Annotated in this window: 17 protein-coding genes; 13 read left to right on the top strand and 4 right to left on the bottom strand. The window is 42.3% G+C overall.

Features of this window, described 5'->3' with window-relative positions:
* Positions 1–30: 30 nt before the first annotated feature.
* The 5 genes from R7Z10_RS03375 to R7Z10_RS03355 all read left to right on the top strand — a co-directional run bounded on the left by R7Z10_RS03375 (position 31) and on the right by R7Z10_RS03355 (position 7860).
* The gene (locus R7Z10_RS03375) at positions 31–3696 is read left to right on the top strand and encodes a transporter substrate-binding domain-containing protein (protein WP_318103946.1); all 3666 of its coding nucleotides are present in this window, start codon (positions 31–33) and stop codon (positions 3694–3696) included.
* A complete protein-coding gene (locus tag R7Z10_RS03370) occupies positions 3680–4846 on the top strand; it encodes an EAL domain-containing protein (RefSeq protein ID WP_064354730.1) in 1167 nt (388 codons plus the stop codon). Before R7Z10_RS03375 ends, R7Z10_RS03370 begins: the two co-directional genes overlap by 17 nt.
* Entirely contained in the window at positions 4839–5435 is a 597-nt protein-coding gene (locus R7Z10_RS03365) for a response regulator transcription factor (RefSeq protein WP_017635347.1), read from the top strand. Before R7Z10_RS03370 ends, R7Z10_RS03365 begins: the two co-directional genes overlap by 8 nt.
* 9 nt (positions 5436–5444) lie before the next feature.
* Positions 5445–6815 (top strand): GGDEF domain-containing protein, encoded by a 1371-nt coding sequence (locus tag R7Z10_RS03360; protein WP_213965852.1) that lies wholly within the window; start codon positions 5445–5447, stop codon positions 6813–6815.
* A gap of 157 nt (positions 6816–6972) precedes the next feature.
* Positions 6973–7860, top strand: coding sequence for a LysR family transcriptional regulator (locus R7Z10_RS03355; RefSeq protein ID WP_033906494.1), 888 nt, complete (start codon positions 6973–6975; stop codon positions 7858–7860).
* Here R7Z10_RS03355 and R7Z10_RS03350 read toward each other — a convergent pair.
* The gene (locus R7Z10_RS03350; RefSeq protein WP_017821556.1) at positions 7857–8465 is read right to left on the bottom strand and encodes a response regulator transcription factor; all 609 of its coding nucleotides are present in this window, start codon (positions 8463–8465) and stop codon (positions 7857–7859) included. The two genes, R7Z10_RS03355 and R7Z10_RS03350, sit on opposite strands and share 4 nt — an antisense overlap.
* 684 nt (positions 8466–9149) lie before the next feature.
* Between R7Z10_RS03350 and R7Z10_RS03345 the strand changes: the two genes are divergently transcribed.
* The gene (locus R7Z10_RS03345) at positions 9150–10130 is read left to right on the top strand and encodes a chemotaxis protein (protein WP_025998672.1); all 981 of its coding nucleotides are present in this window, start codon (positions 9150–9152) and stop codon (positions 10128–10130) included.
* Positions 10131–10179: 49 nt separating this feature from the next.
* On the opposite strand, the gene R7Z10_RS03340 is transcribed toward R7Z10_RS03345, so the two are convergent.
* Positions 10180–10710, bottom strand: a complete 531-nt coding sequence (locus R7Z10_RS03340; protein WP_318103940.1) for a prepilin-type N-terminal cleavage/methylation domain-containing protein — start codon at positions 10708–10710, stop codon at positions 10180–10182.
* A 444-nt stretch (positions 10711–11154) separates the two neighbouring features.
* Between R7Z10_RS03340 and R7Z10_RS03335 the strand changes: the two genes are divergently transcribed.
* The 4 genes from R7Z10_RS03335 (at position 11155) to R7Z10_RS03320 (ending at position 14008) form a co-directional block, all read left to right on the top strand.
* A complete protein-coding gene (locus tag R7Z10_RS03335; protein WP_005390054.1) occupies positions 11155–11877 on the top strand; it encodes a sulfite exporter TauE/SafE family protein in 723 nt (240 codons plus the stop codon).
* Between the two features lie 102 nt (positions 11878–11979).
* Positions 11980–12885 (top strand): EamA family transporter RarD, encoded by a 906-nt coding sequence (gene rarD, locus R7Z10_RS03330; RefSeq protein WP_031778926.1) that lies wholly within the window; start codon positions 11980–11982, stop codon positions 12883–12885.
* A 209-nt stretch (positions 12886–13094) separates the two neighbouring features.
* Positions 13095–13481 (top strand): MAPEG family protein, encoded by a 387-nt coding sequence (locus tag R7Z10_RS03325; RefSeq protein WP_005376510.1) that lies wholly within the window; start codon positions 13095–13097, stop codon positions 13479–13481.
* Entirely contained in the window at positions 13475–14008 is a 534-nt protein-coding gene (locus R7Z10_RS03320) for a hypothetical protein (RefSeq protein ID WP_033906497.1), read from the top strand. The genes R7Z10_RS03325 and R7Z10_RS03320 overlap by 7 nt, the downstream gene beginning before the upstream one ends.
* 283 nt (positions 14009–14291) lie before the next feature.
* Here the strand turns inward: R7Z10_RS03320 and R7Z10_RS03315 are convergent, their stop codons facing one another.
* Positions 14292–15656, bottom strand: a complete 1365-nt coding sequence (locus R7Z10_RS03315; protein WP_047101437.1) for an endonuclease/exonuclease/phosphatase family protein — start codon at positions 15654–15656, stop codon at positions 14292–14294.
* Between the two features lie 394 nt (positions 15657–16050).
* On the opposite strand from R7Z10_RS03315, the gene R7Z10_RS03310 reads away from it, so the two are divergent.
* Positions 16051–16365, top strand: coding sequence for a multidrug efflux SMR transporter (locus R7Z10_RS03310; protein WP_318103935.1), 315 nt, complete (start codon positions 16051–16053; stop codon positions 16363–16365).
* Positions 16366–16444: 79 nt separating this feature from the next.
* On the opposite strand, the gene R7Z10_RS03305 is transcribed toward R7Z10_RS03310, so the two are convergent.
* On the bottom strand, positions 16445–17350 hold the full coding sequence (locus R7Z10_RS03305) for a DMT family transporter (RefSeq protein WP_005376505.1): 906 nt from the start codon (positions 17348–17350) through the stop codon (positions 16445–16447).
* 168 nt (positions 17351–17518) lie between these two features.
* Between R7Z10_RS03305 and R7Z10_RS03300 the strand changes: the two genes are divergently transcribed.
* Together R7Z10_RS03300 and R7Z10_RS03295 are read left to right on the top strand one after the other, a co-directional pair.
* Positions 17519–17977, top strand: coding sequence for an NUDIX pyrophosphatase (locus R7Z10_RS03300; RefSeq protein ID WP_005376504.1), 459 nt, complete (start codon positions 17519–17521; stop codon positions 17975–17977).
* Between the two features lie 104 nt (positions 17978–18081).
* The gene (locus R7Z10_RS03295) at positions 18082–18654 is read left to right on the top strand and encodes a GNAT family N-acetyltransferase (protein ID WP_318103930.1); all 573 of its coding nucleotides are present in this window, start codon (positions 18082–18084) and stop codon (positions 18652–18654) included.
* Positions 18655–18762: the final 108 nt, after the last annotated feature.

Raw genomic sequence — 18762 nt, 5'->3', positions numbered from 1 at the left:
AGTCTGAGCTTCCATTCAGAGGAAGCAGTCATGCTCAGTATTCTTAGAAGTATTACGGTATCGTCCGTCGCCTTAATTTTTTTAGCGAGTTCTTTTTGCTCAACTGCCAAACAGAGTCCTAAACCGAAGGTCATCGTTGGTGTTATTGCGCAAGACGAAGCTAAAGACTCGTTTGACGGTAGCGTTGGTCCTTCGTACGGAATTAGTCTTGAGTATTTGTCTAACATTACTAAAGCTTTGGATTATGAGTTAGAACTTCGGACTTACAAGCATATTCCGTCTTTACTTGCGGATGTCGAAAGCAAGAAGATTGATGGTGCGGTTGGATTTAGTAAAACAGCAGCAAGAGAAAAGCGTTTCTTGTTTTCGATGCCTTTCTTTTCGAGCACTATCGCGGTTTGGTATCGGAATGCCACTTACCGAGATAGTGATGCGCGTGATCTTAAATGGGTGTGTGTTGAGGGCAGTGTGTATTGTGACAACCTCACTGAACGCGGTATCGATAAGATACATTACGTTAAAACACGTTTAGAGGCGTTTAATGAAGTTAAGCGAGGTAAAGCGAACGCGCTGATTTACACTTATGTTGGTATTACCCAATATTTGGATTTGAATGACATTGTAAAAGGGGTTGTCGATATTCCCAGTTGGTTGAAAAACGAAGAGGTGAGTTTTATCGCTTCGTTGGACAAACAGAGTCTGATCGATGACATCAACAAAATCCTTCAGTGGGAGCAAAATGGAAAAAACATTCGCTCCGTCGCCTCGAAAAATCCTTACCATATCAGTGATAAGTTATTGGTAGATTACCGACGTAATCATCAAAACAAACTAGTGATAACTTACAGCAGCAGTGACGAAGCTTATCCGTTTCTCTACCGAGATTCGCAAACGGGCGAGTTAGATGGCTTCTTTCCAGATTTTGTCGACTTATTGCAGTCTCGTACTGGCTTGAGCTTTAAGTATGTGAAGCCGACGTCGAGCCTTTCTAATGGATTAACGGCATTTGATGCCGATATAGTCCCCATCTCTTATGTGGGTGAGCTACCTAAGTCAGATTGGTTGTTCACTAAACCATTCATGCACAGTAATTACGTGGCTATCCAAGCGGAGCAGAGTAAGCGCGATAAATCTGCACTGAAAGAAGCGGGTATTCTGCTCACTTTGAAAAAGCAAGGGTTAGTTCATTTGGGCACTTTGCAGCAAGGCCAAGTTGATCATTATAATGATTTGAAGAAGCTGCTTACCGATTTGAAATCGGGCGTTTTGGATGTGGCTTATATTCCTGACGACATCGTTCACAACATGATTGCACAAGATCAAGTCGATGACTTGGTGATCAATGCGGAGGACGTTTTGACGTTCTCTAATGCATTTGCGGTTGCAAACCACAATACACAACTTCAACACATGTTGAACAGCATCATCGAAACCATTGATTCTAACGAGATCGAAAAACTGCTGCGTTCTCACCGAAGCTTCAAACTGACTTATGGCTATGACGCGGAGCAGATCGCTACATTTGTTGTTGCTGGTTCATTCATATTCTGTCTCATGTTAATTGCGGCGTATTTCATCTTATCTCACATGCGACTTAAAGTGAGGTTAGCCGAATTTAATGCTGACAATGAGGAAGCGGAAAAGCAATGGCTGATGGACATCATCAAAGAGATCAATAGCTTGGTTTTTATCCATAGTGAAAATAACCATATGGAGATGAGCAATTGTGCCAACTACAACAGTAAACAGTGCCAACAATGTAAGTTGAAAAGTGATTCTGCAAACGCTCCTCTGGTGAATAATTTTGATGAACTGACCACTGTTATTGCTGGAAAGCGTATTTCAGAAGAGGTTGCCTCGTCGGGCTGTGAACTTGATATTAAACATGTATATCGAGAACGCAAAGTCATCGCTTCTCCTAGCGGTAAGAACAAGTTTGTACTGACTGTTATTCAAGATATTACCCAGCAAAAAGAACGTGAGCAGGCGTTAATCGATGCGCAAAAAGAAGCGCAAACCGCGGTACGTGCGCGCGAAAACTTTTTGGCAACCATGAGTCACGAATTAAGAACGCCATTGTCGGCAGCACACGGCATCCTCGATTTGCTAAATCACCAAGTGACGGCAGATTCAAATCGCGAGTTAATTGCCCAAGCCATACGCTCGCTCAATCATTTGAATACGTTAGTAGACGAAGTACTGGATTATTCAAAGTTAGAGGCAGGGTACTTAACCGTCGCCCCAGTTAAGACCGACTTGCTTAAAACCTTGTGCGATGTGTTTCGAAGCTTTGAACCACGAGCGCTCGCGAAAGGTTTGGATTACAAAGTGACAATCAAACCATTTTCGAATGCTTTCATTGAAATCGACGCGCTGCGATTGGTGCAAATTACCACCAATCTACTCTCCAATGCGGTGAAATTCACTGCGGAAGGCGAGGTTGGAATCAGTGTCATTCTTCATGAAAAGCAGCTTATCTTGAAAGTGGCAGATTCAGGTATCGGCATGACGGATGACCAACTCGAAGGCATTCTCAATCCTTTTGTTCAAGCGGATGACACTATTACGCGTAAATATGGCGGCACTGGATTGGGGCTGAGCATTGTTGACCGATTGATCGACTGCATGGGCGGCGTGCTCTGCATCGATTCACAATTTGGCTTAGGCACGACGATTACCGTCAAACTGCCAATTGAGCATTGCGACTCTGAGCCAGACGTTTGTTTGAACTGGACGTATAGCGAGAGCTTACCACTTAATATTCGCCAGTGGTGTGACGCGTGGAAAATGCGTCCAGCGACGTTAAAAACAATGGTGGCGAACCTTCACCCTATACACGACAGCGATGCCAGTTTTAATGGCCTAATGCTGCGTGACGAACAAAGAGTACTTGGCAGTCTTACGTTAAGAGAGCTTCAGTATCCAGATACATTGTTCAATTTGCTCAGCCAAACGCAGCAAGAAACCAAGCTTAGTGACGTAAATCAAGAAGTGGTTTCTTGGGTTCTCGGCACGGTACTGGTCGCAGAAGATAATCCCATTAACCAAAGTGTGATAGCAATGCAGCTTCATGAACTTGGAATCGAACCTGTCATTGTAAATAACGGCCGCGAAGCATGGGAATACATCAACCAAGATGAAAACGTTGTGTTGCTGCTGACCGATTTTCATATGCCAGAAATGGATGGCTATGAGCTTGTTAGGCACGTGAAAAACTCCGAATTTAAAGCAATTCCAATCATCGGTGTGACAGCAGAAGATGCTCGTCTTGCCATTGAGCGCACACAGGATATCGGCATTGATGATGTGCTCTACAAGCCCTATGACCTTAATCAATTAAAAACCGTTTTGATTCCATTTATTGGCGAAAAAGAGAGGGGTAGGCTGCCCGGCTGGATTAAACGGTTCAAAGCACAGGACGCAAAAGAGATTGCGCGCGTGTTTAGTCAATCAATGTCTACAGATATAAAAAACTTAAACGCCGCATCGACTGAGCGAGACAAAAAACGGGTCATTCATGGCATCAAAGGAGCGGTTGGGGCGATAGGGGTAAGCATGCTGACTGAGCTTTGCATTGAGGCAGAACGAGTTACTGCTGCGGAGTTTGACAGGCGAACAGCGGAGCTAATTTTACGAATCGAGCAGGAGATCGAAAACATAAACTATTGGGTAGAGACAAATGAATACACAATTTAATGTGATGGTGATTGATGACCATCCGCTACAAACCACAATACTTACGCAAATATTGGATCGCTATTGCGCGCAAGTCATCCCTTTTAACTGTGTGGATGCCGCTATTCAGAGTGTGCAGGAACAATATTTTGACGTGATTTTTTGTGATATCCAAATGCCCGGAAAAGACGGCATCGATATGATGGAAATGCTCGATAAAGTCCAGTACCAGGGGCAAGTTGTACTGGTCAGTGCAATGGAATTGACCATTATTTCTGCGGTAAGAGCCATGTGCGAGGGATTTAGTTTTGAAGTATTAGGGAAGCTGCCTAAGCCATACGATGAAAATGAAGTCGTTGATTTGTTGGGTAAAATAAAAGATGAAAAAGCGAAACAAGTCAGCTTTGCGCAACCTATTGAAGTGGAAGATCAAGAATTCCTGTTTGCTCTGGCTGAAGGGCGCGTGAAAAATTATTACCAGCCTTTAGTCGATGTGCAAAGTGGGGAAGTGCTTGGGTATGAAGCGCTCGCGCGTTGGAATCATCCTATTTATGGTGTGTTACCCCCTCATTATTTTTTGCCAATTGTAGAGCGTTGCCGCCTTTCTGGAGAGTTGTTTCAAGCTGTATTGAGTAATGTTATCTATGACATGAAACACCGCGGATTGACGCAAAACGTATCCATCAATGTAGACCATGAAAATTTAGAAGATACGGCGTTCTCTCATTACTTTTTACAGCAATGTTTAGAGAGCGAGATTGACCCATCACAAATCACCATTGAAATTACAGAGCGAGATACATTTCAGACTAGCGCGTCCCTGTACAAGAATTTACTCAAGTTGAGGATGAACGGTGTCACTGTCTCAATAGATGATTTTGGCACGGGGTCATCGACGTTTGAAAAACTGGCTCAACTGCCATTCAACGAGTTAAAAATCGATCGTTCGTTTGTACAAGGTGTCGAATGCGATATCAAAAAACGCAACATCGTTGTTGCTATTTGCGCGTTAGCGAAAAGTTTGAATATACGATTGGTCGCGGAAGGTATTGAAGACGAAGTCACACTGCAAGCGATACGTGAGTATGGCATTGATCTTTGCCAAGGCTTCTACATTGATAAACCCATGCCACTAGAAGCCATAACCATACTAAATGAAAGATATGAATAAATTGAATTACTTGATCTTTGACGATCATCCTCTCGTTTGTGTTGCAATCAAGTCGTTGCTGGAAGAGTTAGGTAAAACAAATGGGGTATTTACTGCAACATCAGCGAAGATGGCATTACAAATATTGAAAAAGGAAGAAATTCAACTGTTGATCTTAGATGTGAACTTGGCAGATTGCGATGGGTTTGATTTCTACAAACGTATCAAATCCCATGGTTATGAAGGCAAAGTCATTTTCTTCTCCGCTGAAACTAGCCAAATGTACAGCCAAATGGCTTTTCGTTCTGGCGCTGATGGCTATGTGTGTAAATCGGAAAATCACGACATTCTTAAAGACGCGATAGAAGCGGTAGAGAAGGGGTATACCTTCTTCAAATTTAAGCAAGTTGTTAATAGCGTTCGAGAAATGCCACAACTTTCAAGCAGAGAAAGCGCAGTAATGAAGTATTTATTACAAGGAAAGTCCAATCGAGAAATCGCTTCAGTGCTATCAATAAGTGACAAAACAGTCAGCACATACAAACGTCGTCTATTGGATAAATTTAACGTAAAGAACATTGTTGAGCTAACAAGAGTGGCGGGGGCGTAAGACCGCATCATGACACTTAAAAGTATCGCGTTGTCTCTTTTCATCGCAACATTACTATTCGTCACTTCTGTCACAATGATTGGTGCGGTGTTAATTTCTTATGAAGTAAAGCAGTTCAACACTTACGCGAATAATTTAGCCAAAATAAAACAAAAAGTAATTCTCATGGGGCTATTGACGGAAGCGCAGCTCGAGCAATACAAAGGCATGAGCGTGAGTGAAGTAGAAGCGCAAACAGAGCTGAGCTTTCAAGATGCGATTTACTCCCTGTCACGTTATGAAAAACTTAATTACGTTGAAGCTGTTGCACGGAAATCGCTTCATCAGGCTGAAGCGTATTTATCAAATGCGTTCAATCGACAAAATGCCGTTATGTATTTTCGTTCTTATACTGGAAACAAACTCATCTTAGAGAGACCGATTGAAGCGTTAGAGGGAGTGAAAGCCACATTTGATGTTGATTGGTGTAAAAGTAATTATTCTTGTGTGTTAGCTGCGTGGAAAGAGCAACTGACGGACCGGGTATTGTTTTCCCTACCATTTAAAACGACATACTCCGATGACATGGCGATAAGCATCATGAGTCCGGTTTACTTTCAAGGTGAGTTAGTGGGAGAGTTTTCGGAACAATTGTACCTCTCGCCGCTTTATAATGATGGGAAAGCGGTGGATGTTCAAATAGCGAATGGGAACAAGCAAATGGTGATTTACTTCGCTGGCTACCCCTTTCCATCATTCGCGTACACCCAATCATATGTCGCAGACAACAACAATCTCATTGTTTACATGTACCCATTCAGTAAAATTGTATTGGATTACGTGTTCTTGTTTATCATCCTCTTTTTCGTAACCTTAGCGTATTACAACAAAGCTTATGAATCTAAAGAGAGCAAACTTCGCCTCGCGAAAGCACTGACGAACGTGACGAAAGATGATTTAACGGGATTGTTTAACCGCAGAGTCTTTCAAGATAGCGAATTCAAACGTCGTTTGGAAACCGCGCCATATTCCGTCATTGCAATAGATGGCGATAGGATCAAGCGAATCAATGACCATTACGGTCACCATGTAGGGGACGAAGTTATTGGGATTATTGCTGATGCTATGTCTAAAGTGTTTCGAAATAGTGATTATCTAGTTCGAACTGGTGGTGATGAGTTTGTTGCGATTCTGCCGGGTTGCAGTATCAGCCAATCTTCAATATTGGCGAAGAAGCTTCGTAGTGTCGTTAAAGATAACCGACTAAAAACCTTGGATATCGAAGTTAGTGTGAGTACTGGTATCGCGGCGAATGAATTACACGAAACGCTTCAGGACGTTATTGTACGTGCAGATGAAGATCTCTATGAGATGAAAAAACACAGACAAAAGTCCCATTAAGCAGGTCTAGTATTGACTAAATGTTAAGTTACGGAACATAACCATGACATAACTGTTTGATTAATTTGACCAAACAGAATGAGTGGTCTTTTATATTAGAGCAGTCAACAAATAGTGATTGCTCTATTTCTTCTCGACCTTACATCTGGTGTCGCACGTGAACAAAGATCTCGACTTAAACTTACTTAAAATACTTGTCTTACTGGATAAGCACCGTCAGCTCAAGCCCGTTGCGAAAGCGATGGGGAAGAGTGAAGCGTCAATTAGCAAATACCTTGCCCGATTGCGACTCCAGCTAAACGATGAATTGTTTATTCGGCATCCTCATCACATGGAACCAACGGACTATTTAAAACGTCAATTACCTAAAATTTCCGATGCACTAGAGAAGCTTGAAACTTGTCTAATTAGAGATGAGTTTGAACCGGAAAATTACGAAAAAGACATCACCATTTGTTTACCGCAAACCGCTCAATACTCATTTGGGCATTTACTTGCAATGGATTTAATGGTGCTGTTTCCCAAGGCGCACATTTCGATAGCAACGATTACAGAGTATACGATAGAAGAGATAATCCTAGGCAAAGTGGATGCGCAGTTACATTACTTCAACGAGGATGTTCCGAAATCTGTTTATCAGAAGTTCATCGGCTATGCGCCTGCTGTGGTAGTTGTCCCTGAAGAGCTGGGAATTACCACCCTGGAAGAAGCAGCCAAACTTCCCTTTATCATGTTAGAGATTATCGGTTGGAAAGAGAAAGAGCAGCTCGTTAAGCGTGCAATGGAAAGCCACGGTATGGTCATCAACCGTATTGCGGCTCTAGACAACGTAAGCAGCGTATTGAAGCTAATTAAGCAAAAAAGCGCCGCAACCGTATTACTTGAATATCAGGCGCCAATTGATGGATATAAATTTATAAGAGTGCCAGAGCATTTTTACCCAGATGGCTGGCCAAAAGTGGTTGTACAGGTGAAGCAAAGCTTAAGACATGATGCAATGCACCAGTTGTTAATCGGTGCTATTGCAAAATACATGAGCGCTTAGCGGCAAAACTCAATGTTTTCTGACTGAGGAATAGTATGCAGAAGTTCAATCAACGTGTCCGCATGGTACTTTTTCAGAATACGCGTTTTGTAGGTGCTGATTGTTTTAGCGCTGAGTGAAAGTTGTTCAGAAATCTTCTTATTTGAGTAGCCTTGTACAAGATAATGGAACACCATGGCTTCGCGATTTGAAAGTGTTACGTTACCCGACGATGGTGTGTGAGTCGACTTAAACATTGAGTAACCGCGTGAAACACTCACAATTGCGTCGATAATGGTCTCTCTTGTTTCATGTTTGCTTAAGAAGCCGTTGGCGCCCATTTCGTACGCTGCTTTAGAAAGACTCGAGTAGTCGCGTGAAGAAACAAATAACAGTCGGCCACGATATCCCGTCGCTAAAATGTTTTTGGCTAAACGCATACCATCGCGGTCGCCAAGCACTACGTCTAGAATAATCAAATCAATCTTTTGGCCTCGAACAAGATCCATCACTTCCGCACTGTCAGTGGTTTGAATCACTTCAGCTGCGTTGATTACGGATTCAACTAGAGAAGCAAGTGCTTCGCTATACAATGGTTGAGCGTCGATAATAAGAACATTATTCAAAGTTAACCTCACCTAATACATCAACTAGTGTGCTGTCAGGCGACAGCGCAATTGGATGAATAGGATTGTAGGAAAAACCTTGCTAAGAGGAAGGAAAATGACTCTTTCCAAAAGTGAAAATCAGTGTCTTGATTATGGGAATAGCGATGTCAGGTATTGAAATACCTAGTGATAGGATGATTACTTAAAACTTACGCTGACAGAAAACTAACAAACTGAAAGTGTTCTTTCAGTGTTCTATGCCTTCAGATTTTCTTGTGATGTTTCTAGCGCTTCGATTTAAACCCGTGTGTTCACAAGCGCAGTTTTATACCAAGCCACTTGAAGAGAGCTTGTTCTACACCAGGCATGAGCACGCTAGCCAACTTTGTACTGATATCTGTTAGATAGGTTTGGCTATTGACGCTGAACATCACTTCAAATTATTTCTAAACTTTTCATTGACTCGGCCGCTAAAAGTGGAGGTGTTAATTCGCACTTTGGCCACTCATAATGTCGTGTTCAAAAATGAGACAATTTTACATGGTTTGGTATGGAAATGTGCGTTAGCCGTCCTTTTGATGGTTTACAAATTTTGTTGTAACGACTAAAAAGGACTTTTGGATTTTTAGCCAGAGAATGGCTTCTCATGGCGTTTGCATCAAACTTTTTCTGATGCGTATTTTTGGTTGGATAATTGGCTTTATGAGTAACGTAACCAGCACCATTTTGACAGAAAGTGGTACCAATGAGCTTGAAATCATCGAGTTTCATTTAGAAAAAACATTGCCAGATGGCAGCACAAAAACTTGTTATTACGGCATTAACGTTGCGAAAGTACGAGAAGTGATTCGCGTGCCAGAAACAACCGATTATCCAAACGCACAACCTCATATGATTGGTGTGTTCTCATCCAGAGATGTACTGACGCCTTTAGTAGATTTAGCTGGTTGGTTAGGTGTGCCAACACGACAAGATCTGGAGCGCAAGTTTGTAATCGTTACGGATTTCAACAAAATGACCAATGGCTTCTTAATTGACAGCATTTCGCGTATTCATCGTATCTCTTGGAATGATGTGGAATCACCAAGTCAGTTTTTGGAAGCGGGCGAACAAGATTGTGTAGTAGCCGTTGTCCGTAAAGAAGGCAACCTGATCATGATTCTCGATTTTGAAAAAATCATCGCAGACATCAACCCAGAATTGAGTATGGAAAAATACGATGTGAAAGGGGACAAGTCGGTGGATCTCAACCAGAGAATGGTCGGTAAGCGTAATGCGAAAACGATCATGGTGGTGGATGACTCAGCATTTATTCGCTCTTTGATCCAAGATACATTAGCTTCTTCAGGCTACAATGTGATCACATGTAAAGACGGTGGTGAGGCGCATGAGAAGTTGATGAGCTTGATCGAGGTTGCGAAAGAAGAAAACTTGCCAGTTAAAGAGCTATTAGATGCGGTGGTTACGGACGTAGAAATGCCTCGAATGGATGGTATGCACTTAGTGAAGAGACTACGCGATACCGAAGCGTTTCATGAAATGCCGATCATTATGTTCTCGTCATTGATGAGTGAGGATAACCGAGCGAAAGCACTATCTCTTGGCGCAAATGATACGATTACCAAGCCAGAGATTGGCCGCATGGTGAATATGATGGATAAATACGTGTTTAACTTTGCGTAAAAAACCGATCAGATGAAACAAATAAGGCTGCCGATTGGCAGCCTTATTTTTATTGAGGGCAGGGAAGAATATCTAAGGTGTAACTCTCGTTTGGAGTCTGCGGTGGCCCATATAAAATTCCGCATTGTGTAAGGCTAGCTCTTTTTTCGTCGGCTGCAGCAATGACCATTTCGCGAGTTGTTGAACCAGCCGGGTGATGAAATGTTTTCCAATCCGAGTCTTCTTCGTTCAGTCCTTGCACGAGTAACTTCATCGATTCGCTATCAGAATCAGGATATCCATATAAAAAAACACAGCGCTTTGAACCACCAATATTACAGCCGTCAAATGGTAAATCTGCCATTAAAGCACTGTCTACGAAGTTTGAAACGTAAGGCTTGCTTTCCAACCCCGCAATCGCAATTTTCCCATAACCGACGCCTAATGCTGACGCAATAGCGCCTTTCATTCCCTCCAAACGAGCTTCACGTGCATCACTTTGAAGGTTTAAAAAGCGTGGCGCGGCAGTGACAGCAAGAATACCGAGCACGACAATAACTACGACTAACTCTATTAGAGTAAATCCCGTTTGTTTTTTCATATTATTTTCACAGCAAGTTAAAGGTAGAAAAATACTGACCGTACACTTGTTTATTGTGTAAATAAGTACGGTAATGATAAATCGATCAGTAGTATAAAGAGGTGAGTTGTAAAGTGCTATACCGACGCCGCACTAATTGACTGAATCCATTAAATGCAACGGAGAATTCACGGGTCTAATTCTGCTAGATTTTAAGAGGTCATTAATTCCGCTGAAGAAATGCTGCGTGAACAGGCGAGCATGAATCCTCTTCGATGTAAGCAAACATGTACATCAGCGGAATGAAATACAAAATGCAAATGAGGGCGAACCGCACAAATGGATTGTCTTTTTATTCACTTTGATGAATGCTACGCGGAATTCATATCGCAGTATGCCTGAGGTATTCACCATGTGAATGTGCTTTGGTTTTGTGTTTATTTTTCAAATATAAGAATAATCTAAATGGAATTCGATTCGATAAACTTCCTTGCAATAGGTTTGATATTTCTTGGCTCTTATGTCCAGACCGCAATCGGTTTTGGCTTGGCTATTGTTGCCGCACCTTTACTGATTCTTTGGGCGCCAGAATATGTTCCTGCGCCAATCTGTTTAGTCGCGTTATTTATTTCGTTGATGAATGCGATGAAGCACCGCAGTAGTGTTGAAATCGGCGGCTTAAAGATGGCGTTGATTGGGCGAGTGCCGGGATCAATTGCTGGTGGCTTGCTACTCTTTTTTGTATCTACACAAACTCTCACGCTTTGGATTGGTTTGTTGGTGCTGTTTGCAGTCTTGGTGAGTGTTTTACCGTTTCGGGTTGAGCCTACGCCTTCGCGTATGACATGTGCTGGCTTCTTTTCTGGGTTGTTTGGTACCAGTTCTGCGATTGGAGGCCCTCCGATGGCGTTATTGTTGCAGCATCAAGAAGCAAATCAGTTACGCGGCAACTTATCGGCTTTTTTTGTTTTCAGTTCGATTATTTCACTAATAGTACAAATCCCAGTGGGCTTCTTCACATTGCATCATTTGGTCATTACTATTCCTCTATTACCTGCTGCGGCGCTTGGTTACTGGCTAGCAATGAAAACTACCCAGTCGTTACCAAAAGAAAAGATTCGGTTTGGGGCACTTATGTTGTGTTTTGTGAGTGGCTTTACCGCCGTCGTACAAGCGTTGAGCCAATAATGCCATCTGCATCATAAAGTCACTGCGGGATTGCATTCCTTTTTATGTATGGCGGACTTGTTTACTTACGCCAAATTGGTCGTTTAGATGGGCGATAGTTTTATGAATAACACTCGTTATGGCACTTTTATGGCAGCATTCTCCTTTGTGATCTGGGGATTGCTACCAATTTATTATCGTTATTTACCGAATGCTTCTATGGATGAGTTGCTAGCATGGCGAATCATTGGGTCTGTACCTGTCGGGTTTCTAATTGTACTTGGGATAACCCGTCGAGGGCTGAATTGGAAAGAAATCTGGCTTGATAAAAAATCCTTGTGGTACACGTTTGTGGCGAGCAGTTTGATGTGTATTTCTTGGAGTGCGTTCACTTGGGCTTTGACCCATCATCGGGTCATCGATGCCAGCTTAGGCTTCTTTATTGGACCATTAGTATCTGTTGCGCTGGGCGTATTTATTCTTGGGGATAGGCTCTCAAAAGGCAAACTTATTGCAATCGTGCTGGCAACAATTGGTGTTATGTATCAAGTGATTCACTATGGTCAGCTACCCGTTATCGCACTAACGATGGGGTTGTTCTTTGCTTTGTATGGGCTGTACAAGAAGAAGATAAATTATGACTGGAGTACAACCTTGTTTGTTGAGGCGTTGTTACTGACTCCAGTTGCACTCGCATATTTGCTCTATAAACAATGGGCAACTGGTGAACTGGCTTCGGGCACAGATACCACAACATTGCTTTTGTATTTTGGCAGTGCACCTATCACACTTTTACCACTCGTATTTTATTCTATCGCAATACGTATAACTAATTTATCAACCGTCGGTCTAATGCAATACATCGAGCCAAGCTTGCAGTTTGTGTTGGCAGTTATGTTTTTTGGCGAGTTGTTTGACGAAGTGAAAGCGGTGACCTTTGCATTTATTTGGGTAGGGCTGTTGTTCACAATTTTTGAAAGTATTATCAAAGGGCATCGGCGCAAAAAGCTGGTCAAACACCCCTTATAGTGGTTTCAATATTCTCACATATTAGCTTCTTTATTCTTATGCCCTCCATTCGAGGGCATTTTTAATGTCATGAAGCATTGGCTTTCGTTTTTTGCCCGAATAGAAATCATAACTTGAGATTATTTGACGCATTATCATAATGATACCGCTATAGTTGTAGCCAAGTGACACGCTTATATAAGTGAAAACCAGATCAAGAAGGACGACATATGATCACAGCTCTGTATGCCAACATTCTCGCAATACTCATTATTTGGTTGGCTGTTCAAGTAATTAAGCAACGTCGCTTAAATCAAATTGCTTATGCAGATGGTGGGGTAGAGGCTCTACAAATTGCTCGTAGTGCCCAGAGTAATGCGACAGAATATATCCCCATCACCCTGATTTTAATGGCACTTTTAGAATTCAATAGTGCTTACCCAACATGGATACATCTCACCGGTATTATTTTTGTAATTGGTCGAGTTATTCATGCTAAAGGCATATTGAAAAAAGACTTGAAAAAGCGCATTAGAGGGATGCAGGTGACATTTCTGGTGATACTTTCATTGGTTGTGTTAAATATGATTTACCTGCCATACGATAAGTTATGGTAAGTCTGCGACGTTACATTCCACCACCTTGGGTACTCGTTCTGATTGGATTAGTACTGAATATTGGCGCGATCATCGTTACTAGCTTAGTCCTTGATAAGTTGGGTAAACAGCACTCGCAGCTCGCAGAGCAAACAGCAGAAAACTTGTATTCCATCCAACTCGCATGGAACAGTGTGGAAACCCTAGAAAGGAAAAGAGAAGCTTTACTGCTGCATGTGCACATAAGTCAGAGCGTAGCGATACCTTTAGAGCTAGAAGAGGTATTAGCAGGGCATTTATCTTCTTGGGTTCTCAACGAGTCGGATGAAATAAAAATTGATCAACTTCCTCAACTGATGTCAAAGATAAATCAGGCACAAGCTTCGTATAGAGACCGCATCGATAATTACTACATTGAGAATGTAGAGCTCAATGAGGTAATGGCAAAGCAGGATGAAAAGATCGCTTGGTACAAGAATATCGGACTCTTCTTGCAAGTATTCGGACTTGCGTTAATCCTTGCACGCGACTTAGCTAGGAAGCAATAAAAGCAAGAGCTAAAGATCAGGTTTATTGCGAAATGCCAATGGTAGTTTGCAAATTGCAATTTATTCGGTGAGCAAACAGTAGCTATTGGTTAAGTTTTAATGAAAGTGATTAAATAACAACCTGTTTTTGTGCACTGAAAAGTTGGCACGCCTCATGCTTTAGTATGAGTGACCCTTTCTAAGCCGAGGGTCACCTAGCCAACTGACGTTGTTAGTGAACCATCTTGTTCACAAATATATACAGCCAATCACGACTCCTTGTGGTTGGCTTTTTTTATGCAGTCTAGAACTGTGCTTTAATCCAGATCATGCGATGGTCGGAAGATACATCCTTACCATCACCATACTTACCGATACGTGCATCGTTAAATAGTTTACGGCCTTCTTCATAAGACGCTGACCAGTACACACCAGAGTCTATTACATTCAAATTTGCTGAAGGCAAGGCATAGTCTACCCCTAAGCCAAACGTTGAAGTGATGCGATTCGGATATGGGTGAGTTGAACTGCGGTCAACAGCGTGTTCAGCTGCACCAAAGCTTGTTGGGTAAAGCTCACCATTCATCACGGTTTGATTAACCAATGGATCGTTGTGCAGCTCTTGCATTACAGAGCTAATACCGTCACCAGCCACTGGATCAAGGTTTTGATCACCCATCATTACGAATTTAGTGCCGTTCGTTAAGCCACCTGTTTTACCCGCATCGTCGTAAAAATAGTCTTTACCTTGAATGTAATGATGCCAAAACTCCACTTCTGCTGCGTTTTGCGCTTTGTTTTTACCGGTGTCGAATACTGGTGGAGTAGGATGAGACATCAACAAGTGTACAACTTCTTCGCCATTGCGAGTTGGAATGATGATTGGCGCGTCGACGTGATTTTTCGAAGATAGACGCACTTGATCCCATTCTTCCGCTGAGTACCATTCATCACCACACTTCATGCCGTCTGGAATCTTTTGCGAACCGTCACAGATAGTAATGGTTGGAATTTTCGCACCTTCCATATCTTTCCATTTAAATGCTTGGAATGTACGTGTGTTTGCCGTGTCAATTTTATACTTAGACATAAGGGCAAATGCATATTGACCATGGTACATGCCAAAGCCCCATGCATCACCTGGCATTTGACCTGCGGTTCCGTTGTTGTCGAGATCAAACTCACTCAATAACCCTGTATTGGTTGAATAAGATTCAGCATAAGGGTATTCAATAGGCTCAAGGTTTGCTTCACCGCCCGCGCCATCGATACTTTGCGCGACAGACAAGTAGTTCTTCTGGAATCCTTCAATGGCTGCTTTGCTTTCACCTGTTCCATCGTTGTTGTATTCCGCCATCATGAGAACATCAGGGCGATTCTTTTGAATGATTGCTGCAACGTTACGAATTTGAATGACTTTTTCCGCAGTGGTTTTGTCTTCGGCTGCGATTGAACCGTCTAAATAAGAGGTGACCAACGCAGCTTGCTGCGTTGGTTCAATTTGCATTTCATCTACCAAAGTTTCGAAGGTAGCGCGGTCAAAAGAGAGGTTGTAAGTCGCTATTTTTACTTCTTTAGGCTGGACATTGACGTATTCAGTATCGTCATTACATCCAGATAGTAGAGCGGCGCCAACAAGGACAGCGATAGAGGTTTTGATTGCTTTCATGGGTACGTCATACCTTATAATTAATTCGGCTGAATATTAAAGTCATCAGTCATTGTTTTAAGCGATATTAGTCACACAAACGTTTTCATATTTACATGTTCAATTAGTTTTTGTGTGATTTGTGCAATAAATGCAACACTTTCAACACCAGAAGGTTATATGTAAATTGTTAAAAAACGGTGTCGTTATTGATGCGAAATAGAGAGTCCGCCACCGTTAAAAAGAAAAGCGTAGAATTTAAGCGTACATGAGATGTTTGAGTTGTATGCTTATCGCCGTGTTTTATTTTTTATGTTTAAATTTCTGTATATAATAAGCAGTCAATCAGAAGTGAGGACGACCTCACCGCTCTATCTTTTCTCGGGGACGACCCCATCTCGTTGGGAAATGTGACATGGCTTGGGGAATTCTCTTCATTGCGGGCTTGTGTGAAATCGCATGGGCTGTCGGTCTTAAATATTCACAAGGGTTTACCAAATTCGGTGCTTCGGCATTCACTATTGTCTTTATGTTATTGAGCTTTTGGTTGCTTGGCATTGCGTTAAGAATCTTGCCTTTAGGCATTGCTTATGGCGTATGGGTAGGGATTGGCGCAATAGGCACGGCAGTCGTGAGTATTTATCTGTTCAATGAGCCAGCAACACTTATCAAAGCCTTAAGCTTGCTAATGATTGTCGCTGGTATCGCAGGGTTAAAAATATCAGCTTAACGTTAGGCTAAACACAAAACAGCCAGAGTCACTCTGGCTGTTTTTCTAAATGTCGTGTTTACGGTTCTGGGTAGGTATATCAAGCGTTGCGCTTAATAAAAGGTAACCGTAAGTGATGACCAAACGCATTAATTAATGCGCCTGTAACAATCAGACCGCCACCGACGTACGTCCAAATGATCGGAACCTCGCCAAAGAAAATGATGCCTAACAACACAGAAAATACGATCTGGATATACGAATAAGCGGAGGCTTTACCCGCTTGTTGAGTTTGCATCGCTTTGGTTAACCCCAATTGCCCAATTTGGGTAAAGACACCAACTAGAACCAACATGAAAGTCAGATATAGATCGGGCATTACAAAATCGTCGCCAATCAGTAAGAGTGAAGCGGGGAGAGCAACCAACGGGAAATAGAAAATGATCACTGAGCTGTCTTCTGTCTGACTCAGTTTTCTGACAATGACGTAGGCAATTGAGCTACCAAATGCGCCTAAGATCGCAATCATGACGCTAAACATTGGTAAAGCGCTATCTGAGCCTTGCCCCGTTTCTGGGCTTACCATGATATAGATGCCGAGTAAGCACAACGCAATACAAAGGAAAGTTGACGGCTGGATGCGCTCTTTCAAGAAAAATACGGCGAGTAGTGCAGTAAACACCGGATGAATATATTGGAATATCGTCGCTTCTGCCAAAGGTAAGGTGGTCACTGAATAATATACACACATCAGAGCCATCGTGCCCACAGCACCGCGTGCAAATAGTAATGGCTTATTATTGCCCCATACAGAAATTCGTTTTCGCTTTACATCGAAATAACTAATGATAAGTGAAACGAGCGCTCTTGCTGCAACGATTTCAAAAACGGGGATACCGTAGTTGCCGACGTGCTTTACTGTAGCCGACATCAGAGCAAAGCCGAACGCGGAAAGCACCATAAAGCGCACACCGATGGGAATCATAGTGTTGAATGAATTGGACATTTTACTGCTCATTTGTTGCGACAGATCTCACTTTAGCATACTTAGTTAGCGATTAAATCCTCTAAACTCAAACACTTCTGTCGACAAGATGAATAAACAGTAGAATACGTAGCAATTAATCTGCCTCTCTCAGCGTAACAATAAAAACTCGATATTTAAGGAGCTTACATGATCCCGATAAAAGCAACGCATGTTTCAGGCGTTGTCATTTCAAAAATTGATGGCATAGAAAAAATGCTGTTACTCAAACGCGTAAAAGGTGGCTATTGGTGCCATGTTGCAGGTGGTATCGAAGCGGGTGAAGCCGGGTGGCAAACCATTTTAAGAGAGTTAAAAGAAGAGACACTAATTGACCAAGTTGAGTTACATACAGCAGACTTTCTAGAGCAGTTCTACGAAGCAAAAAATAACCGTATCATGGTTATCCCATGTTTTGTGCTATTTTGTCCGCCTAACCAATCAGTTGTTCTTAACGAAGAGCATACAGAGTATCGCTGGTGTACGCTTGAAGAAGCTAAGCAGCTGGCTCCGTTTGCCAATCAGCATCACCTATATGAACATGTATGGAAACATTATGTAGATGTGGCATCACTAACGCCATTTACGCTGATCGATCAAAAGGGCTAAATGAACGGCAACGGCTTTGATTAGTTTTTATAGAGAGGTTTGTTCTCATAAAATGAAGCGTTAGGATTTGCGCTGAGCGTTCACAATAAAAAGGAATAACATCTATGGATGAAGTCACATGCCAAGAGACGTATCAAGGAAATCACTTACAGAAGCGTTTTTCCGTCTCGCAAAGGGTCTCAATTGAGCCCCTCAACACGAAACACGCGTCCGCTTTACTAGAGGTTGTGAACACTCACCGAGAGAGCCTTGAGGGCTATCTACCTTGGACGGATTCTGTCACGAATCATAGAGAGGCCGTTAACTACATTTCCCAGCGAGTGAACAGTAACGCGCTGGATTCCCACTGGTGCGCAATTTATTTTGATGAGCAACTTACGGGTGTTATTGGCATTAAAGGTGTGGATTCACATACACGTGTTACTGAAATTGGCTACTGGCTTGCCAATAGTGGGCGAGGCCATCGTGTGATTGATCAAGTACTTGCAGTATTGATCCCTTTTTTGAAGAAGAAAGGGCACGCACAATTCATTCAGTTCCATTGTTTGGAAGATAACATCGCTAGCATCAATATTGCTGAGCGTGCAGGCGCCACATTAAAAGAATACGTTGATCATGAGTTTGATATGCTTGACCGCTCTCAACGACTAGGCATTTATGAACTACGTTTGACGTAGTATCCACCCTAGAGATATTTTAATCAGAGTTCGAACTCTAACTTCACGAGCGCTACAATAGTAACATTGTTGCGCTCGTGTTAACTTGGGGCGTCATTGGCAGAAACT

It is taken from the genome of Vibrio sp. Vb1018 (assembly GCF_033338775.1).
Classification (GTDB): Bacteria; Pseudomonadota; Gammaproteobacteria; order Enterobacterales; family Vibrionaceae; genus Vibrio; species Vibrio alginolyticus.
Note: the sequence above shows the minus strand (reverse complement) of the source record. Positions and strands in the feature narration are given on the sequence as shown.